Annotated in this window: 13 protein-coding genes; 4 read left to right on the forward strand and 9 right to left on the reverse strand. The window is 34.1% G+C overall.

Annotation, left to right across the window (positions count from 1 at the left end):
* Window positions 1-29: 29 nt before the first annotated feature.
* From SIB89_RS02380 to SIB89_RS02390, 3 genes are read right to left on the reverse strand one after another with little or no spacing between them, the layout of a single operon-like run.
* The gene (locus SIB89_RS02380; protein WP_412561012.1) at window positions 30-467 is read right to left on the reverse strand and encodes a MarR family winged helix-turn-helix transcriptional regulator; all 438 of its coding nucleotides are present in this window, start codon (window positions 465-467) and stop codon (window positions 30-32) included.
* Between the two features lie 2 nt (window positions 468-469).
* Window positions 470-751 carry a GNAT family N-acetyltransferase gene (locus SIB89_RS02385; protein ID WP_155087366.1) on the reverse strand — a complete coding sequence of 94 codons (282 nt, stop codon included), beginning with the start codon at window positions 749-751 and terminating at the stop codon, window positions 470-472.
* 2 nt (window positions 752-753) lie between these two features.
* Window positions 754-1,284 (reverse strand): NADPH-dependent FMN reductase, encoded by a 531-nt coding sequence (locus SIB89_RS02390; RefSeq protein WP_412561013.1) that lies wholly within the window; start codon window positions 1,282-1,284, stop codon window positions 754-756.
* Between the two features lie 173 nt (window positions 1,285-1,457).
* Here SIB89_RS02390 and SIB89_RS02395 point away from each other — a divergent pair, with 173 nt between their 5' ends.
* From SIB89_RS02395 to SIB89_RS02410, 4 genes are read left to right on the forward strand one after another with little or no spacing between them, the layout of a single operon-like run.
* Complete coding sequence (locus SIB89_RS02395) at window positions 1,458-3,101, forward strand: acyl-CoA carboxylase subunit beta (protein WP_412561873.1); 1,644 nt, start codon at window positions 1,458-1,460, stop codon at window positions 3,099-3,101.
* Window positions 3,102-4,376, forward strand: a complete 1,275-nt coding sequence (locus tag SIB89_RS02400; protein WP_412561014.1) for an MFS transporter — start codon at window positions 3,102-3,104, stop codon at window positions 4,374-4,376.
* 25 nt (window positions 4,377-4,401) lie between these two features.
* Window positions 4,402-5,265 (forward strand): hypothetical protein, encoded by an 864-nt coding sequence (locus tag SIB89_RS02405; protein WP_412561015.1) that lies wholly within the window; start codon window positions 4,402-4,404, stop codon window positions 5,263-5,265.
* Complete coding sequence (locus SIB89_RS02410; protein WP_412561016.1) at window positions 5,255-6,121, forward strand: hypothetical protein; 867 nt, start codon at window positions 5,255-5,257, stop codon at window positions 6,119-6,121. Before SIB89_RS02405 ends, SIB89_RS02410 begins: the two co-directional genes overlap by 11 nt.
* Before the next feature lie 2 nt (window positions 6,122-6,123).
* Here the strand turns inward: SIB89_RS02410 and SIB89_RS02415 are convergent, their stop codons facing one another.
* From SIB89_RS02415 to SIB89_RS02440, 6 genes are all read right to left on the reverse strand, one after another.
* Window positions 6,124-7,461, reverse strand: a complete 1,338-nt coding sequence (locus SIB89_RS02415; protein WP_412561017.1) for a M24 family metallopeptidase — start codon at window positions 7,459-7,461, stop codon at window positions 6,124-6,126.
* Window positions 7,462-7,549: 88 nt separating this feature from the next.
* Window positions 7,550-7,732 carry a hypothetical protein gene (locus SIB89_RS02420; protein WP_155087360.1) on the reverse strand — a complete coding sequence of 61 codons (183 nt, stop codon included), beginning with the start codon at window positions 7,730-7,732 and terminating at the stop codon, window positions 7,550-7,552.
* A gap of 95 nt (window positions 7,733-7,827) precedes the next feature.
* Window positions 7,828-8,691, reverse strand: coding sequence for an N-acetylglucosamine kinase (locus SIB89_RS02425; protein ID WP_412561018.1), 864 nt, complete (start codon window positions 8,689-8,691; stop codon window positions 7,828-7,830).
* 68 nt (window positions 8,692-8,759) lie between these two features.
* Window positions 8,760-9,761: a type I glyceraldehyde-3-phosphate dehydrogenase gene (gene gap / locus SIB89_RS02430; RefSeq protein ID WP_412561019.1), complete on the reverse strand. Its 1,002-nt coding sequence runs from the start codon at window positions 9,759-9,761 to the stop codon at window positions 8,760-8,762.
* Between the two features lie 32 nt (window positions 9,762-9,793).
* Window positions 9,794-10,780, reverse strand: a complete 987-nt coding sequence (gene pfkA / locus SIB89_RS02435; protein ID WP_412561020.1) for a 6-phosphofructokinase — start codon at window positions 10,778-10,780, stop codon at window positions 9,794-9,796.
* A gap of 143 nt (window positions 10,781-10,923) precedes the next feature.
* Entirely contained in the window at window positions 10,924-15,339 is a 4,416-nt protein-coding gene (locus SIB89_RS02440) for a translocation/assembly module TamB domain-containing protein (protein WP_412561021.1), read from the reverse strand.
* Window positions 15,340-15,438 lie beyond the last annotated feature (99 nt).

Genomic DNA, 15,438 nt, shown 5'->3' on the forward strand with positions numbered 1-15,438 from the left:
ATTTTCCTTTCTTTGATTTCTGTAATTTTCTATCGCATTTTATCAAGAAGATTGCTTAACTGCTCTGCTTCTTCTTCACTTAAATTTTTGATTAAATCTCTATTTAAATCGTTTGGTATAGACTTTAATAAATTCAACCCCTGTTCCGTTATCGCTATTTTTACCACTCGTCTATCATGTTCAGATGGCAAACGTTCAATTAGGTTTTTAGCGCAAAGTTTGTCCATTAATCGTGTTGCATTTGGTGAACGCTCTAACATTCTATCTTTTATAGTTTGCACTTTTAAAGGTTCATCAGCACCACGCAAAATCCTCAATATATTGTACTGTTGTGGTGAAATTCCATAACTTTTAAAGAATTCGTTTTGATAACTCGTAATCCAGTTTGCCGTATACACAATATTGAGCAAAGCCTTTACTCTATTGTTTGGGAATGTTGAGTTTATTTCTTTGGCAAAATTTCCCATAACTAAAATCTTACATCATTATACTCACTACGCTTCTTAAAAACGGCATTAGCAAATGGACAAAGTGGCATAATTTTAAGGTTGTTTTCCCTGGCATAATCTACTGACGCTTCAACTAGCTTGTAACCTACTCCTTGACCTTGAAGCGATTCATCAACCTCAGTATGGTCAATTATTATTTTATCATTTCCAGCATGGCTGTAGGTCATCAAACCTAGTTTTTGGCCATCAACTTCATAAAAAAATTCTCCTTTTTTGTCGTTATCCTGTTGTTGAATTTTCATAATTATAGGCTTTTTTCAAATTGTTTAACCTCTTCTTTTAATTTGTTATTTAGATCGTCATTAATGATTTTTCCATCCGAAAAATTATCGTTGAATGACGGCAATGAGAATTTACCAACGATATTGGCATTGTGACGAGGAAAGCGATCCTCAGCCATCTGCAAAACCGATTGCCCACCTCTTGCTCCTGGTGATGTTGCCATTAACAACATCGGTTTACCCAACCAATTTTTCTGCTCAGCTCTAGAAAGCCAGTCGAATAAGTTTTTAAATACCGCTGAATATGCTCCATTATTTTCTGCAAGAGACAATACAATTCCGTCACTTTGTTTTATGTAATCCAAAAATTTTGTAGCATTCTCTGGTATGCCTTTTTCCGCTTCTAAATCCTTGCTGTAAATAGGTAAATCAAAGTCATTAAGATCTAATATAGTTGCCTTAGCACCCTCAACCAAGGATGCTGCATATATAGATAATTGCTTGTTTATTGAATCTGAACTGTTGCTGCCTGCAAAGGCTAATATATTTTTCATCTGTTGTTTTTTTAGTTTATCAAATTTAAGAAAATTAAATTTATATTCCAAGGAATATATTTCCATGTAATATTATTTAACAAAACATTCACTTTTTATACAACAATTGGTTTTGTAAATTCGTGCAAAATAAAATTACAACAAATAGATACCCACTTGTGTGGGCAATGCCTATGGATATTAAATTCAACAAGAACGAGGACCACAATAAACTTCTACTTTCTGATCTTAAAAAACGTTTGGCCAAAGTAAAACTTGGCGGTGGGGAAAAAAGTATCACCAAACATCATGGCAAAGGAAAAATGACAGCTCGCGAGCGGATTGATTATCTTTTGGATCCTAAATCCAAGTCCATTGAAATCGGTGCCTTTGCTGGTGAGGATATGTATGAAAATTATGGAGGTTGCCCATCTGGTGGAGTTGTTGTAAAGATCGGATATGTAAAAGGTAAACAATGTATTGTAGTTGCCAACGATGCCACCGTAAAAGCGGGAGCATGGTTTCCTATTACAGGAAAAAAGAACTTAAGAGCTCAGGAAATCGCTATTGAAAATCGATTACCTATTATATATCTCGTTGATAGTGCTGGAGTGTTTCTACCGATGCAAGATGAAATTTTCCCAGACAAAGAACATTTCGGTCGTATTTTTAGAAATAATGCTGTGATGAGCAGTATGGGCATCACTCAAATTGCTGCCGTAATGGGAAGTTGTGTTGCTGGTGGTGCTTATTTACCTATAATGAGCGATGAAGCGCTTATTGTTGATAAAACCGGAAGCATCTTTCTTGCTGGGAGCTATTTAGTAAAAGCTGCGATTGGTGAAACTATCGATAACGAAACTTTGGGCGGAGCAACTACACATTGCGAAATTTCGGGAGTTACTGATTATAAAGCAAAGGATGATAAGGATGCTTTAGATACTATTAAAAACATAGTGGATAAAATAGGCGATTATGATAAGGCTGGCTACAACCGTACAAAACCTGCTAAGCCTAAAGAAAATCCTGAAGACATTTATGGAATTCTTCCAAAGAGCAGAGCAGACCAATACGATATGAAAGACATTATAAAGCGTTTGGTTGATAACTCTGAATTTGAGGAATACAAAGAAGGTTATGGTAAAACTATCATTACAGCTTACGCTAGAATTGATGGTTGGGCGGTTGGAATTGTTGCCAATCAACGTCATATTGTAAAAACCACTGGTGCCAAAACTAAACCAAGTGAAATGCAGTTTGGTGGAGTGATTTATAATGATTCAGCAGATAAAGCTACACGTTTTATAGCGAATTGCAATCAGAAAAAAATCCCACTTGTTTTCTTGCAAGATGTTACAGGTTTTATGGTAGGAAGTAAATCCGAACACGGAGGCATTATTAAAGACGGAGCCAAGATGGTTAATGCCGTTAGTAATTCTGTGGTTCCAAAATTCACCATCGTGATTGGCAATAGTTATGGAGCGGGAAATTATGCCATGTGTGGAAAAGCGTATGACCCAAGATTAATAGTGGCTTGGCCAAGTGCAGAACTAGCAGTAATGAGTGGAAATTCCGCTGCAAAAGTATTGTTGCAAATTGAGACGGCTTCACTTAAAAAGAGAGGTGAAACCATTACTAAAGAAAAAGAGGAAGAACTATTCAACAAAATAAAATCGAGATACGATAACCAAGTCTCACCGTATTATGCTGCAGCAAGATTGTGGACGGACGGCGTAATTGATCCTTTGGACACAAGAACCTGGATTAGTATGGGTATAGAAGCTGCAAACCACGCTCCTATCGAGAAACCTTTCAATTTAGGAGTTTTACAGGTTTAAATGCAGCAAGACACCAATAAAAAACAGCCTCTGTATGTAATACTATTATTGATATTAGCAGCAGAGGCTGTTTTTATTTTGCCGTTTGTACTACAGCGTATTTTTAGGACTACCTTTTTAGAATCCTTCTCAATTAATGATACGCAAATAGGTAGTTGTTTTGCAGCATACGGAACCGTTGCCTTGGTATCATATCTTTTTGGCGGACCGTTGGCAGATAGATTCAAACCGAATGTTTTAATGTCAGTAGCATTAATTTTAACTGCTTTAGGAGGCTTTTATTTGTCAACTTACCCAACCCTTGTCAATCTTCATATCCTCTATGGATTTTGGGGTTTCACTACTATTTTCTTGTTTTGGGCAGCAATGATAAAAGCGACCAGAATTTGGGGAGGCTCAAACAAACAAGGCATAGCATTTGGATTTTTAGATGGTGGACGCGGATTGGTTGCCGCACTTTTTGGCTCGGCTGGAGTAGTGATATTCTCTCTGTTTATCACAAAGGACATTGAGCTGACCTCAATTGAAGAACGTCGTGTAGCGTTTAAAGAAGTCATTAGATATACCTCAATCGCAGTAATGCTGATAGGTTTTATAGTTTTCTTTTTACTAAGGTTTAACGAAGAAGAGGATATTAAATTAGAGCATAATGCCAAACTGCTGACGATGGAGAATTTTAAAATTGTAATGAAGTACCGTGCGGTTTGGCTACTAATGATTATAATTCTTTGCGCCTATTACGGATACAAAATGACTGATCTATTTAGTAAGTATGCTGAACAAGTTATGAATTACAATAAAATTGAAGCTGCAAAAGTTGGAACGTCTCTTTTATATATGCGACCAGTAATTGGTGTCGTTATCGGTTTACTTGCTGACAGAACAAGAGCTTCGTTATGGATAATCATAGGGTTTCTATTAATGACTATAACAAGCCTTATATTTTATTTAGGAATTATAAATGATAGCACCACTCTACTGTTTGTATTATCAATCGGTACCATGGCAATTGGTGTGTATTCTGCAAGAGTATTATATTTTGCTACGCTCGAAGAAGCAAAAATCCCTTTAGCCGTCACAGGAACTGCAGTTGGTTTTATTTCTGTTGTGGGCTATACACCAGATATCTTCGCTGGTTTGTTGATGGGCTTTTTCTTGGATGCTAATCCTGGTGCTGTTGGTTTACAACATGCTTTTGGTATTATGGGCATATTTACCCTTGTAGGATTATTGGCTTCTTATTTGTTTTATAGGCATTCAAAAAAAGTGTTATAATTCTTACTTTTTTATATATTTAGGAATGCAAAAAATTCTCGTTTTAATTATAACAACATTAGTATACCAACTATCTTTTTCACAATCAAATCTTGTATTAGACTTTGACGAAAAGAAGGATTATGTTTCAATTAAATCGTTAGATAAAGAATTAAAGGATAAAATTAGAGATTATATAATCTTAGATAAGGATACATTAGTAAACTTAAGTGGTAAAGTTGAAATTAAAGATGTTGAGAAATTTTGTAAATATTTCAAAAAAAACGAGTCTATAAGAGACCTCATCAACGCTATACAATTTGAATTACCTAAGAATAGAAAACTAGCTGAAACTAAACAATGGAATAGTAAAATAATTGTATTCATTGATAAGAATATTCCCAGAAAATTAAAGAAAAACTTTATCACCTTCTTTAAACAAATTGACAGTGTAAATAATTTTGAGTTATCATTTTCAAAATCCTTAGATGATTCTAATTATGTAATAAAAGTTTCAGACACGCTTATTCCAAATTTTAAAACTGACAGTAAGGATTTTGATGAGTTAAGTCCATATAGCAAGGCGACTTATAATCTTATCTCAGATAATAATAACAAGTTTTATAGCGGAACTCTATTAATAGATGAGAGTGTTTTAAACAATGAGGAGTTATCGCTCAAAAAATTAAAACAAATGTTTTTCATGAGCTTAGGTCCATTTGTATCAAGAAAATCATTACCCACTGAAAGTTTATTACATTCTAAATACGTCAATTCCAATAAATTATCAGAATTTGACATCAATTTATTGAGATCACACTATTTTAAAATATACCCCAGACCATTTACCAGACCCGATTTAATAGAATTTAATAATAAAGCTAAATCCATCTGTAAAAATGAACAGTAAAAAAATATACCTATCGTTAACCTACTTTATAATAACACTATTTATTTATAGTCAAGAAAAAGATATCCAAAAGCGTTATTTAGTACCGAAAGATCATTTTAAGGAAAAATATAAGCCAAGTGACTCTTTAGGGTTTATAATTAAAAATGGAGATACATTGATAAGAGTTGATCGTTTTATATCTCCAAAAGGTGTTGCTGTACCTTATGAATATAAAGATTCTACTTTTTTAGAATTGTATAAGAAGATTGCATTTCAGCCCATACATAAAGATTCTTCCAATACAAAACCAATGAAATATTGGAAAGATGATATTAGAATCTATTTCTCAGAAAATATGTCTAAATCGGTTATACGTGATGTTATGGAGTTTGCTCAAAAAATAGATGAAGAAGTAGATAGCCTTAAAATCAGTAAAGTTAAAAAAATAGAAGATTCTAACTATGTCATTTACTATGATACCGATTACGAATATCTTAATGAGATAAAGAATAAAAAAAAATCTGATTATTGGATCTCATGGAATGGAAAAAATCAAATTGAACGTGGTTATTTAAGAATTGTAAAAAGTCGTATGTTTTCAGAAAAATTAACAATTCAAAAGATTAGAGAATTATTTTTTGGAACTCTAGGTTGGTTCTATCTACAAGACGATTTAGATTGTGATAATTATGTAGCAAATTGTTATTCTGACAGTAAACATTTAACAGCCATAGATTTAGAGATTTTAAGATACCATTATTCCTACGGCATTTGTAAAGGAACTAGTCTAAAGACATTTGAAGCCCAACATAGACAATGTAAAGAGAATTTAAGAAAAGGATTGCCAGCTGGTCGCTTTATTCATCCAGATTAATTTTAATCACCTAAGTGTTCTTTAACTCTAGGAACAGTTAATAATTTAGTCTGTCTACCATTAACATATCTAAAACCATCTTTTCCCCAGAATCCTGCTTCTTCTAGCATAATTCTGATATCTCGTTTCCATTCTGGTATTGTAACTGTTGTATTTAGTTCTATGGCATATACTGTATTTTCATGCAACGGATAATCTCCATTAACAGGGACACCTCCTTGCGAATCCCACATACCTAAAGTGGTACCAGATGAATGACCGTAGGTTCCTAAAGGATGTGTGTAAATTGCAGGTCGCAAACCTTCAGCTTTTGCTTCATCTAAGGATTCTTTTAAAACTGCGTTACCTGTTTTTCCTGTTTCAAAATTTGAGGTAAATATATCTTGAACTCGGTTTCCGTCTTTCAACGCATCAATCAAAAATTTTGGTGGTTCAGTTTCATTGGGTTTTAAGACATAAGCCAATTCTTGGCAGTCAGTATTCAACCTTAAATAGGTGATTCCAAAATCACAGTGCAACAAGTCTCCTGGCAAAATAACCATATCTTCTGGTCGGTTTGAAAATGCATAGAGATGGTTCCCTAATTCTTCTGCTGTGCGCTGTACATCTACTGTTGGGTGAAACCATGTTTCTAAGCCCAAAGCAGTTACCTTATCGCGTATCCACCACTCCACATCTGTTGTGGTCGTAATTCCGGGTGTAATGACTTTTTCTGAAAATGCTTCTGCAATAATATTATGGGTAATATCTACCAACTGGTTGTAAATCACCATTTCGGTTTCGGTTCGGGTTTCAATCCATCCGATAGCGAGTTGCTCTGCTGATTTTACTTTGGATTTAAATTGTTTTGGCAAATGAGCCATAAACGCTTCATAATCTGTTTTTACCAAGCCATCAGCAATGTTAAAGTGGTCAGAATAGTTTAATCCAATTGATTTAGGATTCCGTTTTTCAATGATTTCAATCAATCGTTTCCATTGGTTCGGTTCCTTTTCTTTGTCCCAAGCAGAAATAATATTCTCACCAAAATTATAACGCGCCACAGCTAATTTCTCAATAGTATTGTTCTCTTTATCTCTGTAAAACACTAAAATTGTTCTTCGTCTTGCATTAAGCCATGTTGCAGGTAACATGGTCTTAAGAACTGGATCCTCATTGTATTCCCTTGAAATTAAAATCCACATATCAAAACCCGTGTCATCCATCAATTTTGGTAGTAGATTATCAAATCGATCCTTCAAAATATCATCTACTACTTCAGCGCGTTGACGCTCTGGTAATATTTGCTGGGCATCGAGATTTATTGAAAAAAGTAAAATGAAGACGAATAGGAATTTCATAAGTTGATATTTAGCTCACTAAATTACCTAATTTTTGAGCATAAAAAAAGAGCGCTAATTGCGCTCTTATATTTATTTGTAGTTATGTTTAGTGTGAAAGACTTTCACGCTTTGCTTTCTTCTCTTCTCTAATTTCCTTAAAACGCTCTATAGCCGAACCAAATACCCAGTAAGGGATAACAAAAGTTAAAAGGAAAATCATTAACCAAAACCCAATAGTTAATATGGTTAAAAATGCTAAAAATCCTAAATACTGATCAAATTCGAACATAATTGCGTTTCATTTTTTTATTGCTGCACAAAGATATAACCAAATAATAAGTTTTACAATAGCACTACTAAGATTTATTAACAGCTTATTAAATACTATAAATTCTTAACATGATAATCTACAAGTCCTTCAATAGGTCTTCTAACAAAATTCCCAACTTTAAAACCGTACTCTTTTGCAACTTCTTCAATTTCATTTTTAGAGAAAAAAGCTATAGAACCCGCAAAATGAACAGGAACTCCCTTCTTTAATTCTTCTTTAAATTGAAGTATCATATTTTCGGTAAAAAGACGAACTCCCTTTTTTATTAGATTGACAACATAATCAGAATCTTTGTTCAAAAACATAAACTCTGCATGGTCCGCCAAATAAGCACTTGGGTTGGCTTGCTTATACAGGTTGTACTTAATAAAGTCTGCATCTAAGTTATGCTTGTGTTCAAAAGCCAACTTAATTACTTCCGGCATTTTGTTAAAATAGTAATCTCTTATGAGTTGTTTGCCAAAATAATTACCGCTGGCGTCATCCATAAGAGTATAACCCAAACTATCTACACGTTGATGCAATTGTTTTCCATCAAAGTAACTACAATTAGAACCAGTACCCATAATACACACCACTGCGGCTTCGTCCTTAGTATTAATACAAGCTCTAACGGCAGCGTATGTATCTTCTCTGACCTCAACTAGAGATTGAGGAAAATAATCTTCTAAAACAGACTTTAGTAATAGACGAGGTTTTTCGGTTCCGCAACCTGCACCATAAAAAAAGATGTGCGTTACTTCAGAAACTAGAGCCATGAGCTCTTTATTCTTCCTAATGGTTTTTCTGAGCTTTTTTTCTTCAATAATGGCAGGGTTTAATCCCTTAGTCCTTATTTTATCGGCTGCTTGTTTTCCATTCTTATCTATAGCAATCCAATCGCACTTAGTAGATCCACCGTCAGTAATTAAAATCATATGCTTTCTTATATCAAAATTCCGTAGAAAGAGAGATGTTCAAACTTCTACAGAATTTCAAATTCATTTTATAAACTATTGATTTTCTGAGCTAAATCGACTAACTTATTTGAATAACCAAACTCATTATCGTACCAAGCTACAAGTTTAAAGAACGTAGAGTTGAGTTCTATCGCAGAGTCAGCATCAAAAACACTTGTTCTTACCTCACTTACAAAATCTTGAGAAACAACGGCATCCTCAGTATAACCTACAACACCATTCATAGAACCCTCAGCCGCTTTTTTGACAGCAGCTTTAATCTCCTTTAATGATGTTTCATTTTTGGTCTTAACAGTTAAATCCACAACAGAAACGTCTGCTGTAGGCACTCTAAACGCCATACCTGTTAATTTACCATCTAACTCAGGAATTACTTTGCCCACTGCTTTTGCAGCACCTGTAGAAGTTGGGATAATATTATTAAGAGCGCTACGTCCTAACCTATAATTCTTTTTAGAAGGTGAATCTACAGTATATTGAGTAGATGTAGTAGCATGTATTGTGGTCATTAATGCTTCTTCTATACCAAAATTATCTTCTATAACTTTAGCTAAAGGCGCTAGACAGTTTGTAGTACAAGATGCATTTGATACAATGGTATGACTTGCGTTAAGTTCATTGTCATTCACACCCATAACAAACATTGGTGCATCCTTACTAGGTGCAGAAATAACAACTTTTTTTGCACCACCATCTATATGGTATTGAGCAGTTTCTAAAGTTGTAAAAATACCTGTACACTCAGCTACGATATCAGCACCAGCTTCATCCCATTTTAAATTTTTAGGATCGCGCTCTGCAGTGACACGAATTGATTTACCATCAACTACTAAATTTCCGTCTTCTACTTCAACTTCTCCATCGAATCTTCCATGTACGGAATCATACTTTAATAAATATGCTAAATGCTCCACGTCCAATAAGTCATTTATTGCAACAACATCTACATCATCACGGTTTACAGTAGCTCTAAATACAATTCTACCTATTCTACCAAAACCGTTGATTCCTAATTTTAAATTTGACATATATCTTACTATTAATTAATTTTTCGTTTATATTAAATTGACATTATATCTGAAACTCTAAGAAGCTCCATATTTATTTTAGATTTTCCTTTTACGGCTTGGTCAAATGGCGTTAAATCAATAATATCATTTTTAAGACCAACCATAAAGTTGCTTTTTCCTGCTATTAAACTTTCAACAGCCCTTACTCCCATTCTACTTGCTAAAACCCTATCGAAACACGATGGAGCTCCACCTCGTTGCATGTGACCAAGAACTGATACCCTTACATCGTAACCTTCCATATTCTGATCCACGTAATCCTTTAGCTCAAATACACTTTTTCCTATTTTATCACCTTCAGCTACAACAACTATACTTGATGATTTTCCGGATTTTTTACTTCTTCGTAAAGATTCAACTAATCTATCTAAACCTAAGTCTTCTTCTGGAATTAAAATCTCTTCAGCACCGCCTGCAATACCTACATTTAGAGCAATATGACCAACATCTCTACCCATAACTTCAACAAAAAATAATCGATTATGTGAACTTGCTGTATCTCGTATCTTATCTATGGCATCTACAACTGTGTTCAGCGCAGTGTCATACCCCAAAGTATGTGTTGTACCGAAAATGTCATTATCTATAGTACCAGGAATACCCATTACCGGAAAACCAAATTCTTGATTAAATATCATGGCACCTGTAAAACTTCCATCTCCACCAATAACCACAAAGGAATCAATACCTGCTTTAATTAATTCCTCGTGTGCTTTGGCTCTTCCTTCTTTTGTTCTGAATGTTTGTGATCTTGCAGACTTTAAGATAGTGCCTCCTTTATTAATAATCCCTTTAACGCTACGCGCATCCATTTGCACAAAATCTCCATCAATCATTCCTTCATAACCTCTATAGATTCCATAGCATTCAATTTTATGATAAGCACATGCCCTTACCACAGATCTAATGGCTGCATTCATTCCTGGAGAATCACCTCCAGATGTCATTACTCCTATTTTTTTAATTGAATTTGACATTAACGTATTTCTTTTGAAAGTAAAATTAAGAAACAATGCAAACAAAAAAGCGGCTATTATGATAAAAAAACAGAGCGAAAACTAATTCAAACGTTTTCGTTAATAAGTATTTTAATAAAAAGCAGAAAAGTGTAGTTTAGGACTTAGTTTTTGTCTTCTTTTTTCTTCATGGACATATATTCTGGCATCATAGAATCCTCTTCCTTGTTCTTTTTTTCTTCTTCTTTTTTTAGCTTTTTATCCTTTTTGTTTTTTCCGGAAAATATAATATCTATCAACTCTTTAAAAGTATCGAATTCTACATTATATGATAATCCGACACCTTGGGTATAGCCTATTTCTTCACCAAAGTTTCTAATAGTGTTCTCTCTATTAAATACTTTTGCTCGTAGTGTACCCTCATCATTAAGTAACCAATCAATCTGTACGTCTCCTGTTATGGTTGTCTGTGCTGCGCTACCAAAAGGAACACCAACTTTTCCATTTACCAAAATTCTGTCTGATATTTTAGTTTGCAATGTTAAACCCACTCTACTATTGGTTTGCAGTTCTGGCGTATCTTGACCAAGCTCTAAGTCTACACCAACACGTAAATCCTCATTATCACCTCCCAATAAATTATTGACAATACCACTGAGACGTTCTGCTATAGTACCAGAAAAATTGACATCATTTACACCGCTTGCAAAACTTCCTGTTGCCAAGAATATTAATGCTTGGTTATCGCGCTCATCCTTAGAAGCTAACCTGTAATCTAACTCAGATTTTACCGTAGAGGTTACTGTTGGAAACCTAAAATCGAATTGTGGGTCTGGTTGTTCCAATTGACCCGTAAGATGAATTTCAACCTCAACAGGAATGCTTTGATTTATTGGATTGTCTAATAATACCGATGGGTTTGCCGAGCCTTGGTAAACAGCTTTAATATCTATTTGCGCCTTCATTGGGTCACCTTCCCAAACAATGTTTCCGCCTTGTTCTACATCAAATCTTTTTTCTACTAAACCACGATATCTAAAATTATAAACCCCTTCAAATACTGAGAAATCTCCCCACATATTGAAGGTACCGTTAGTGTTGATTAAGAACACTAGGTTACCTTCGCCTTTACCCCTTATAGTGCTACCAGACTCCTTATCAATTACTATTTCTATTGTTGCATTCTGATTTACATTTAAATCAAAATTAAGCTCTAGTCCTTTAACCTCTATAGCTTCGGTAACTTCGCCGTTAATTCTAGCTTTCTTTTCATCTGGACTTAAAAAATGAATAAATGAGTTATCACCAAAACTTTCAGAATCATTTAAGGGAATATTAAACACCGTTCCAGGTGCTGTGCTTCCGTCAACATCAATAACCAATTGATCTGTTGGCCCTTTTATGGCTGCATTCCCAGAAACAAAAGCTGTTCCGTAATAGAGCTCATCTTCAGACTCTTCTGTGTTTAACACCAGAAGTCTATCTGTTTCTAGCCTTAAACCTAATTTCCAATCAGAAAAATTATTGTGTTCAATATAGCCGTTGAGCGTACCTTTAGAAAAGTACTCAGAATCGGTCATGGCAACATTATTAAAAATAAACTGCTGATTACGAAGTGAGACTTTAGAATCGAAATCAAATCCGTAATCTACATTAAGATACGGAATGGAAAGACCAGCTCTATCAAGCAATAATTCTCCATCTATACTTGGTTGTCTTAAGCTACCTGTGACTTTTGCATTTCCAGAAACAAGACCTCTTATATTACTTATAACACCTTCTCCGAGCGGATTCAGTGGGTCTAGTAAAAACTCTTCAAAAGTGACATCTAAGTTTATTCTCGGGTTGCGTTCTGCGACATCGATTGTTCCTTTTGCCAATAGCGATGTTAAGTTATCATTGACAAGAGACACATCTACATTATAATCTGTAATTGAGTTATTGCCCACTATACTTGCTGTTAAATTTCCTAGGTCGTAATCATTTACAAAAAGGCTGCTTATCTCTACATCTGACTTAGGAAGATACACTCCATTATTCTGAACAATATCTAGTTTACCATTTACGATACCTCTCAATGAAAGACTATCTATACGAGGCGTAATCTTAACCAATTGCACATCCTTAAAATCTACTCTTATATTTTTATTGGCTCTATCATTAATAATACCCGAAAGCTCTATCTCCTCATTACCCTGATTTATGGTGATTGGAAAAATATCAAAGGATTTAAACTGCCTATCAAAACGTATTTTATTAAAGCTATTTTTTTCTGAATTAACAAACCAATCATAACCTTTAAATTTTACATCAGATTTTCTGAAACCAACTATAGATTTGTTGGCTTCATCAATGGTATAAAATAGATTGAGATTAAATTCATCTTGATTGTTCTTACCACCCTTAAATTCGGTCTTAACGAGTAAGGTGTCTCTTTTAGTAACATTTATAAGTGTAAAATCTGATGCATTATACACTCCAGCTCCAAGACTATCTACTTCAATAAAAGTATTGTAAAGTGGGTTGCTATTATCTACTGATACATTAATATTATTGGCAAAATAATCTCTAAATTTAATCTCGGGAGAATTAAACATTAGTTCAAAGCCTCTTTCGTCCGTTTCTACCCTACCCTCTATAAACGTGTTTTTACCTAATATTAGATCCTTAAAAAAGACTGCGGCAATTTTAGAATATATATTAAATTTAAAGTCTATATACTGACCACCTTCTACTTCATTGGGAATGTAATTGGTATATATACTACCTATGGAGTTTTCAACCAAATCCAAAATATCATTGGTTTTAAACTGCCCCTTTATATTTCCATTAATAATGTCTGGAGAGTTAATTGCAATGGTACGTTCATTACCATTAAAAGTAGATACAATGTCAAAATCCTGAAAGTTATATGTGTTGTCCTGATTTTTATACGTTGTGTTTGTTATGTTAATGGCTCCACTGGCATTGTCAAATGTAGAGCCTGTTGCGGTCATATTTACAAGTCCTTTGAATTCTGATATACTGTCTCTAGTTACAAAATTCAGCGTTTTTAAATTGGCGTAGCCTACATTAGCGTTAAAGTCGAATTTTTTTTGCTCTTGGGAGAAATCCGCCAAACCATTAAACTCTAGTTGCAAATTGGCATCATCCGCTTTTAACTCTCCATTAAACACTTTATTACCTAAATCACCAGACACAACTATATTTTGATATACATAATCATTATATTCTAAACTAAAAATATCGCCTTTTACATCAGTTCTTAGGTTGTCTACTGTAAAGCCTTTACCGTCTACATCTAAATCTAACGAAGCCTTTTTCAATGACGGATCATCAATTAATGCACCTATATCAAATTCATCAAATATAACATTACCTACATATACAGCATTATCAATATCATTAATCTCTGTAAGTTTAAGATTGGAATCGATAAAACCCAAATCGGTATCTATGGTAATATCTGCATCAATTTGCTTTGCAGTAACATAAGATTTTCCCACGATTTTAAAATTTCCAACCTTTGAAAGAAAAGTAGGCATGGATCTCCCCAATATATTTGGAAGCAAAGCAACTAAATCATTGTAGTTAGAGGCTAAATTTTGAAACTCGCCCTCAATAGTAAAACCTTCTTCATTATTACTAAAAAGGTTTTTAAAAGTGACGTCACCTATAATTCTTGTATTACGTGTGGTGCTGGTATTAAGATTATTGGCTGTTAGATTGTTTAAAGTGCCTGTTAAATCAGCATTGAAACTTGCACTTTGATTAACCCCAAACTCATCAAAAAATGCATTTAATTCTGTTAAATTGATTTTTGAATCCCTAAAACTCGCATCAACATTTACCTTATTTGTAAAATCCTTTAAATCCTCTCGTTTATAACCAAACCTTAAATCCCCTTTTAATTGTGATCCTTTCGTTTTAATATCGAGATTACCAAAGTTCATATGGCTTAGAGTATATTCAAAATCTGCTGTAAGATTTTCTACCCTAACGCCTTGGCTATGGTTGAAATTGAAGGTATTGATACGTGAGCTAACATTTGGCCCATCAATCAAAAAATTAGTTGTATTGGCATTGAGTTCTGTAAACTCTAATATTTTAGGAATTTCTCTATTATCATCAATAAGCCGAAATACACCATTTTCTATAGAAACATCACTCGATGAAAACAAAAATTCACTTTTTTCCTTTCGTGGATTGTCATCATCAAACTTTGCCACGAAAACATCCAGGTTTGTATCCGTTGCACCTTCGTAAGTTCTTAGATTAAATATCAAATTTTGAATGTCTATGTCTCCAAAATTCAATTTGCTGTTATAAAGGTTCCTGAAACTGATAATCGATGTGTTGAGCTCACCAATGCTAAAGAGCGTATCCCTTTTATAATCTCTTATAAGAATTTCCTTTAATTCTACATCTCCATTAAGTTGAAGTCCAACGCGACCAACATTGATATCTGTTTTATAATCCTCGTTGAGCCTATCCGTTACATATTGACCCAGTTTAGTCTGTACGGCAGGAATTCCCAGAATTAGAAAAATAATAAGAAACAGCAACAAAAATATGCCCACTATTTTTCCTATTATTTTGAGTACTCTTTTGATAGAATTTACGCTTATGAATTGATGAAATCTTCACTACATTTGTACACCACAAAATGCCGTATTGTA

Origin of the sequence: Winogradskyella sp. MIT101101 (assembly GCF_047126865.1) — a bacterium.
Taxonomy (GTDB): Bacteria; Bacteroidota; Bacteroidia; order Flavobacteriales; family Flavobacteriaceae; genus Winogradskyella; species Winogradskyella ouciana.

Bases quoted from the DNA above. Each gene is read 5' to 3' on its own strand.
- SIB89_RS02380 (WP_412561012.1), bottom strand. From the start codon at position 467: ATGGGAAATTTTGCCAAAGAAATAAACTCAACATTCCCAAACAATAGA.
- SIB89_RS02385 (WP_155087366.1), bottom strand. From the start codon at position 751: ATGAAAATTCAACAACAGGATAACGACAAAAAAGGAGAATTTTTTTAT.
- SIB89_RS02390 (WP_412561013.1), bottom strand. From the start codon at position 1,284: ATGAAAAATATATTAGCCTTTGCAGGCAGCAACAGTTCAGATTCAATA.
- SIB89_RS02395 (WP_412561873.1), top strand. From the start codon at position 1,458: ATGGATATTAAATTCAACAAGAACGAGGACCACAATAAACTTCTACTT.
- SIB89_RS02400 (WP_412561014.1), top strand. From the start codon at position 3,102: ATGCAGCAAGACACCAATAAAAAACAGCCTCTGTATGTAATACTATTA.
- SIB89_RS02405 (WP_412561015.1), top strand. From the start codon at position 4,402: ATGCAAAAAATTCTCGTTTTAATTATAACAACATTAGTATACCAACTA.
- SIB89_RS02410 (WP_412561016.1), top strand. From the start codon at position 5,255: ATGAACAGTAAAAAAATATACCTATCGTTAACCTACTTTATAATAACA.
- SIB89_RS02415 (WP_412561017.1), bottom strand. From the start codon at position 7,461: ATGAAATTCCTATTCGTCTTCATTTTACTTTTTTCAATAAATCTCGAT.
- SIB89_RS02420 (WP_155087360.1), bottom strand. From the start codon at position 7,732: ATGTTCGAATTTGATCAGTATTTAGGATTTTTAGCATTTTTAACCATA.
- SIB89_RS02425 (WP_412561018.1), bottom strand. From the start codon at position 8,691: ATGATTTTAATTACTGACGGTGGATCTACTAAGTGCGATTGGATTGCT.
- gap (WP_412561019.1), bottom strand. From the start codon at position 9,761: ATGTCAAATTTAAAATTAGGAATCAACGGTTTTGGTAGAATAGGTAGA.
- pfkA (WP_412561020.1), bottom strand. From the start codon at position 10,780: ATGTCAAATTCAATTAAAAAAATAGGAGTAATGACATCTGGAGGTGAT.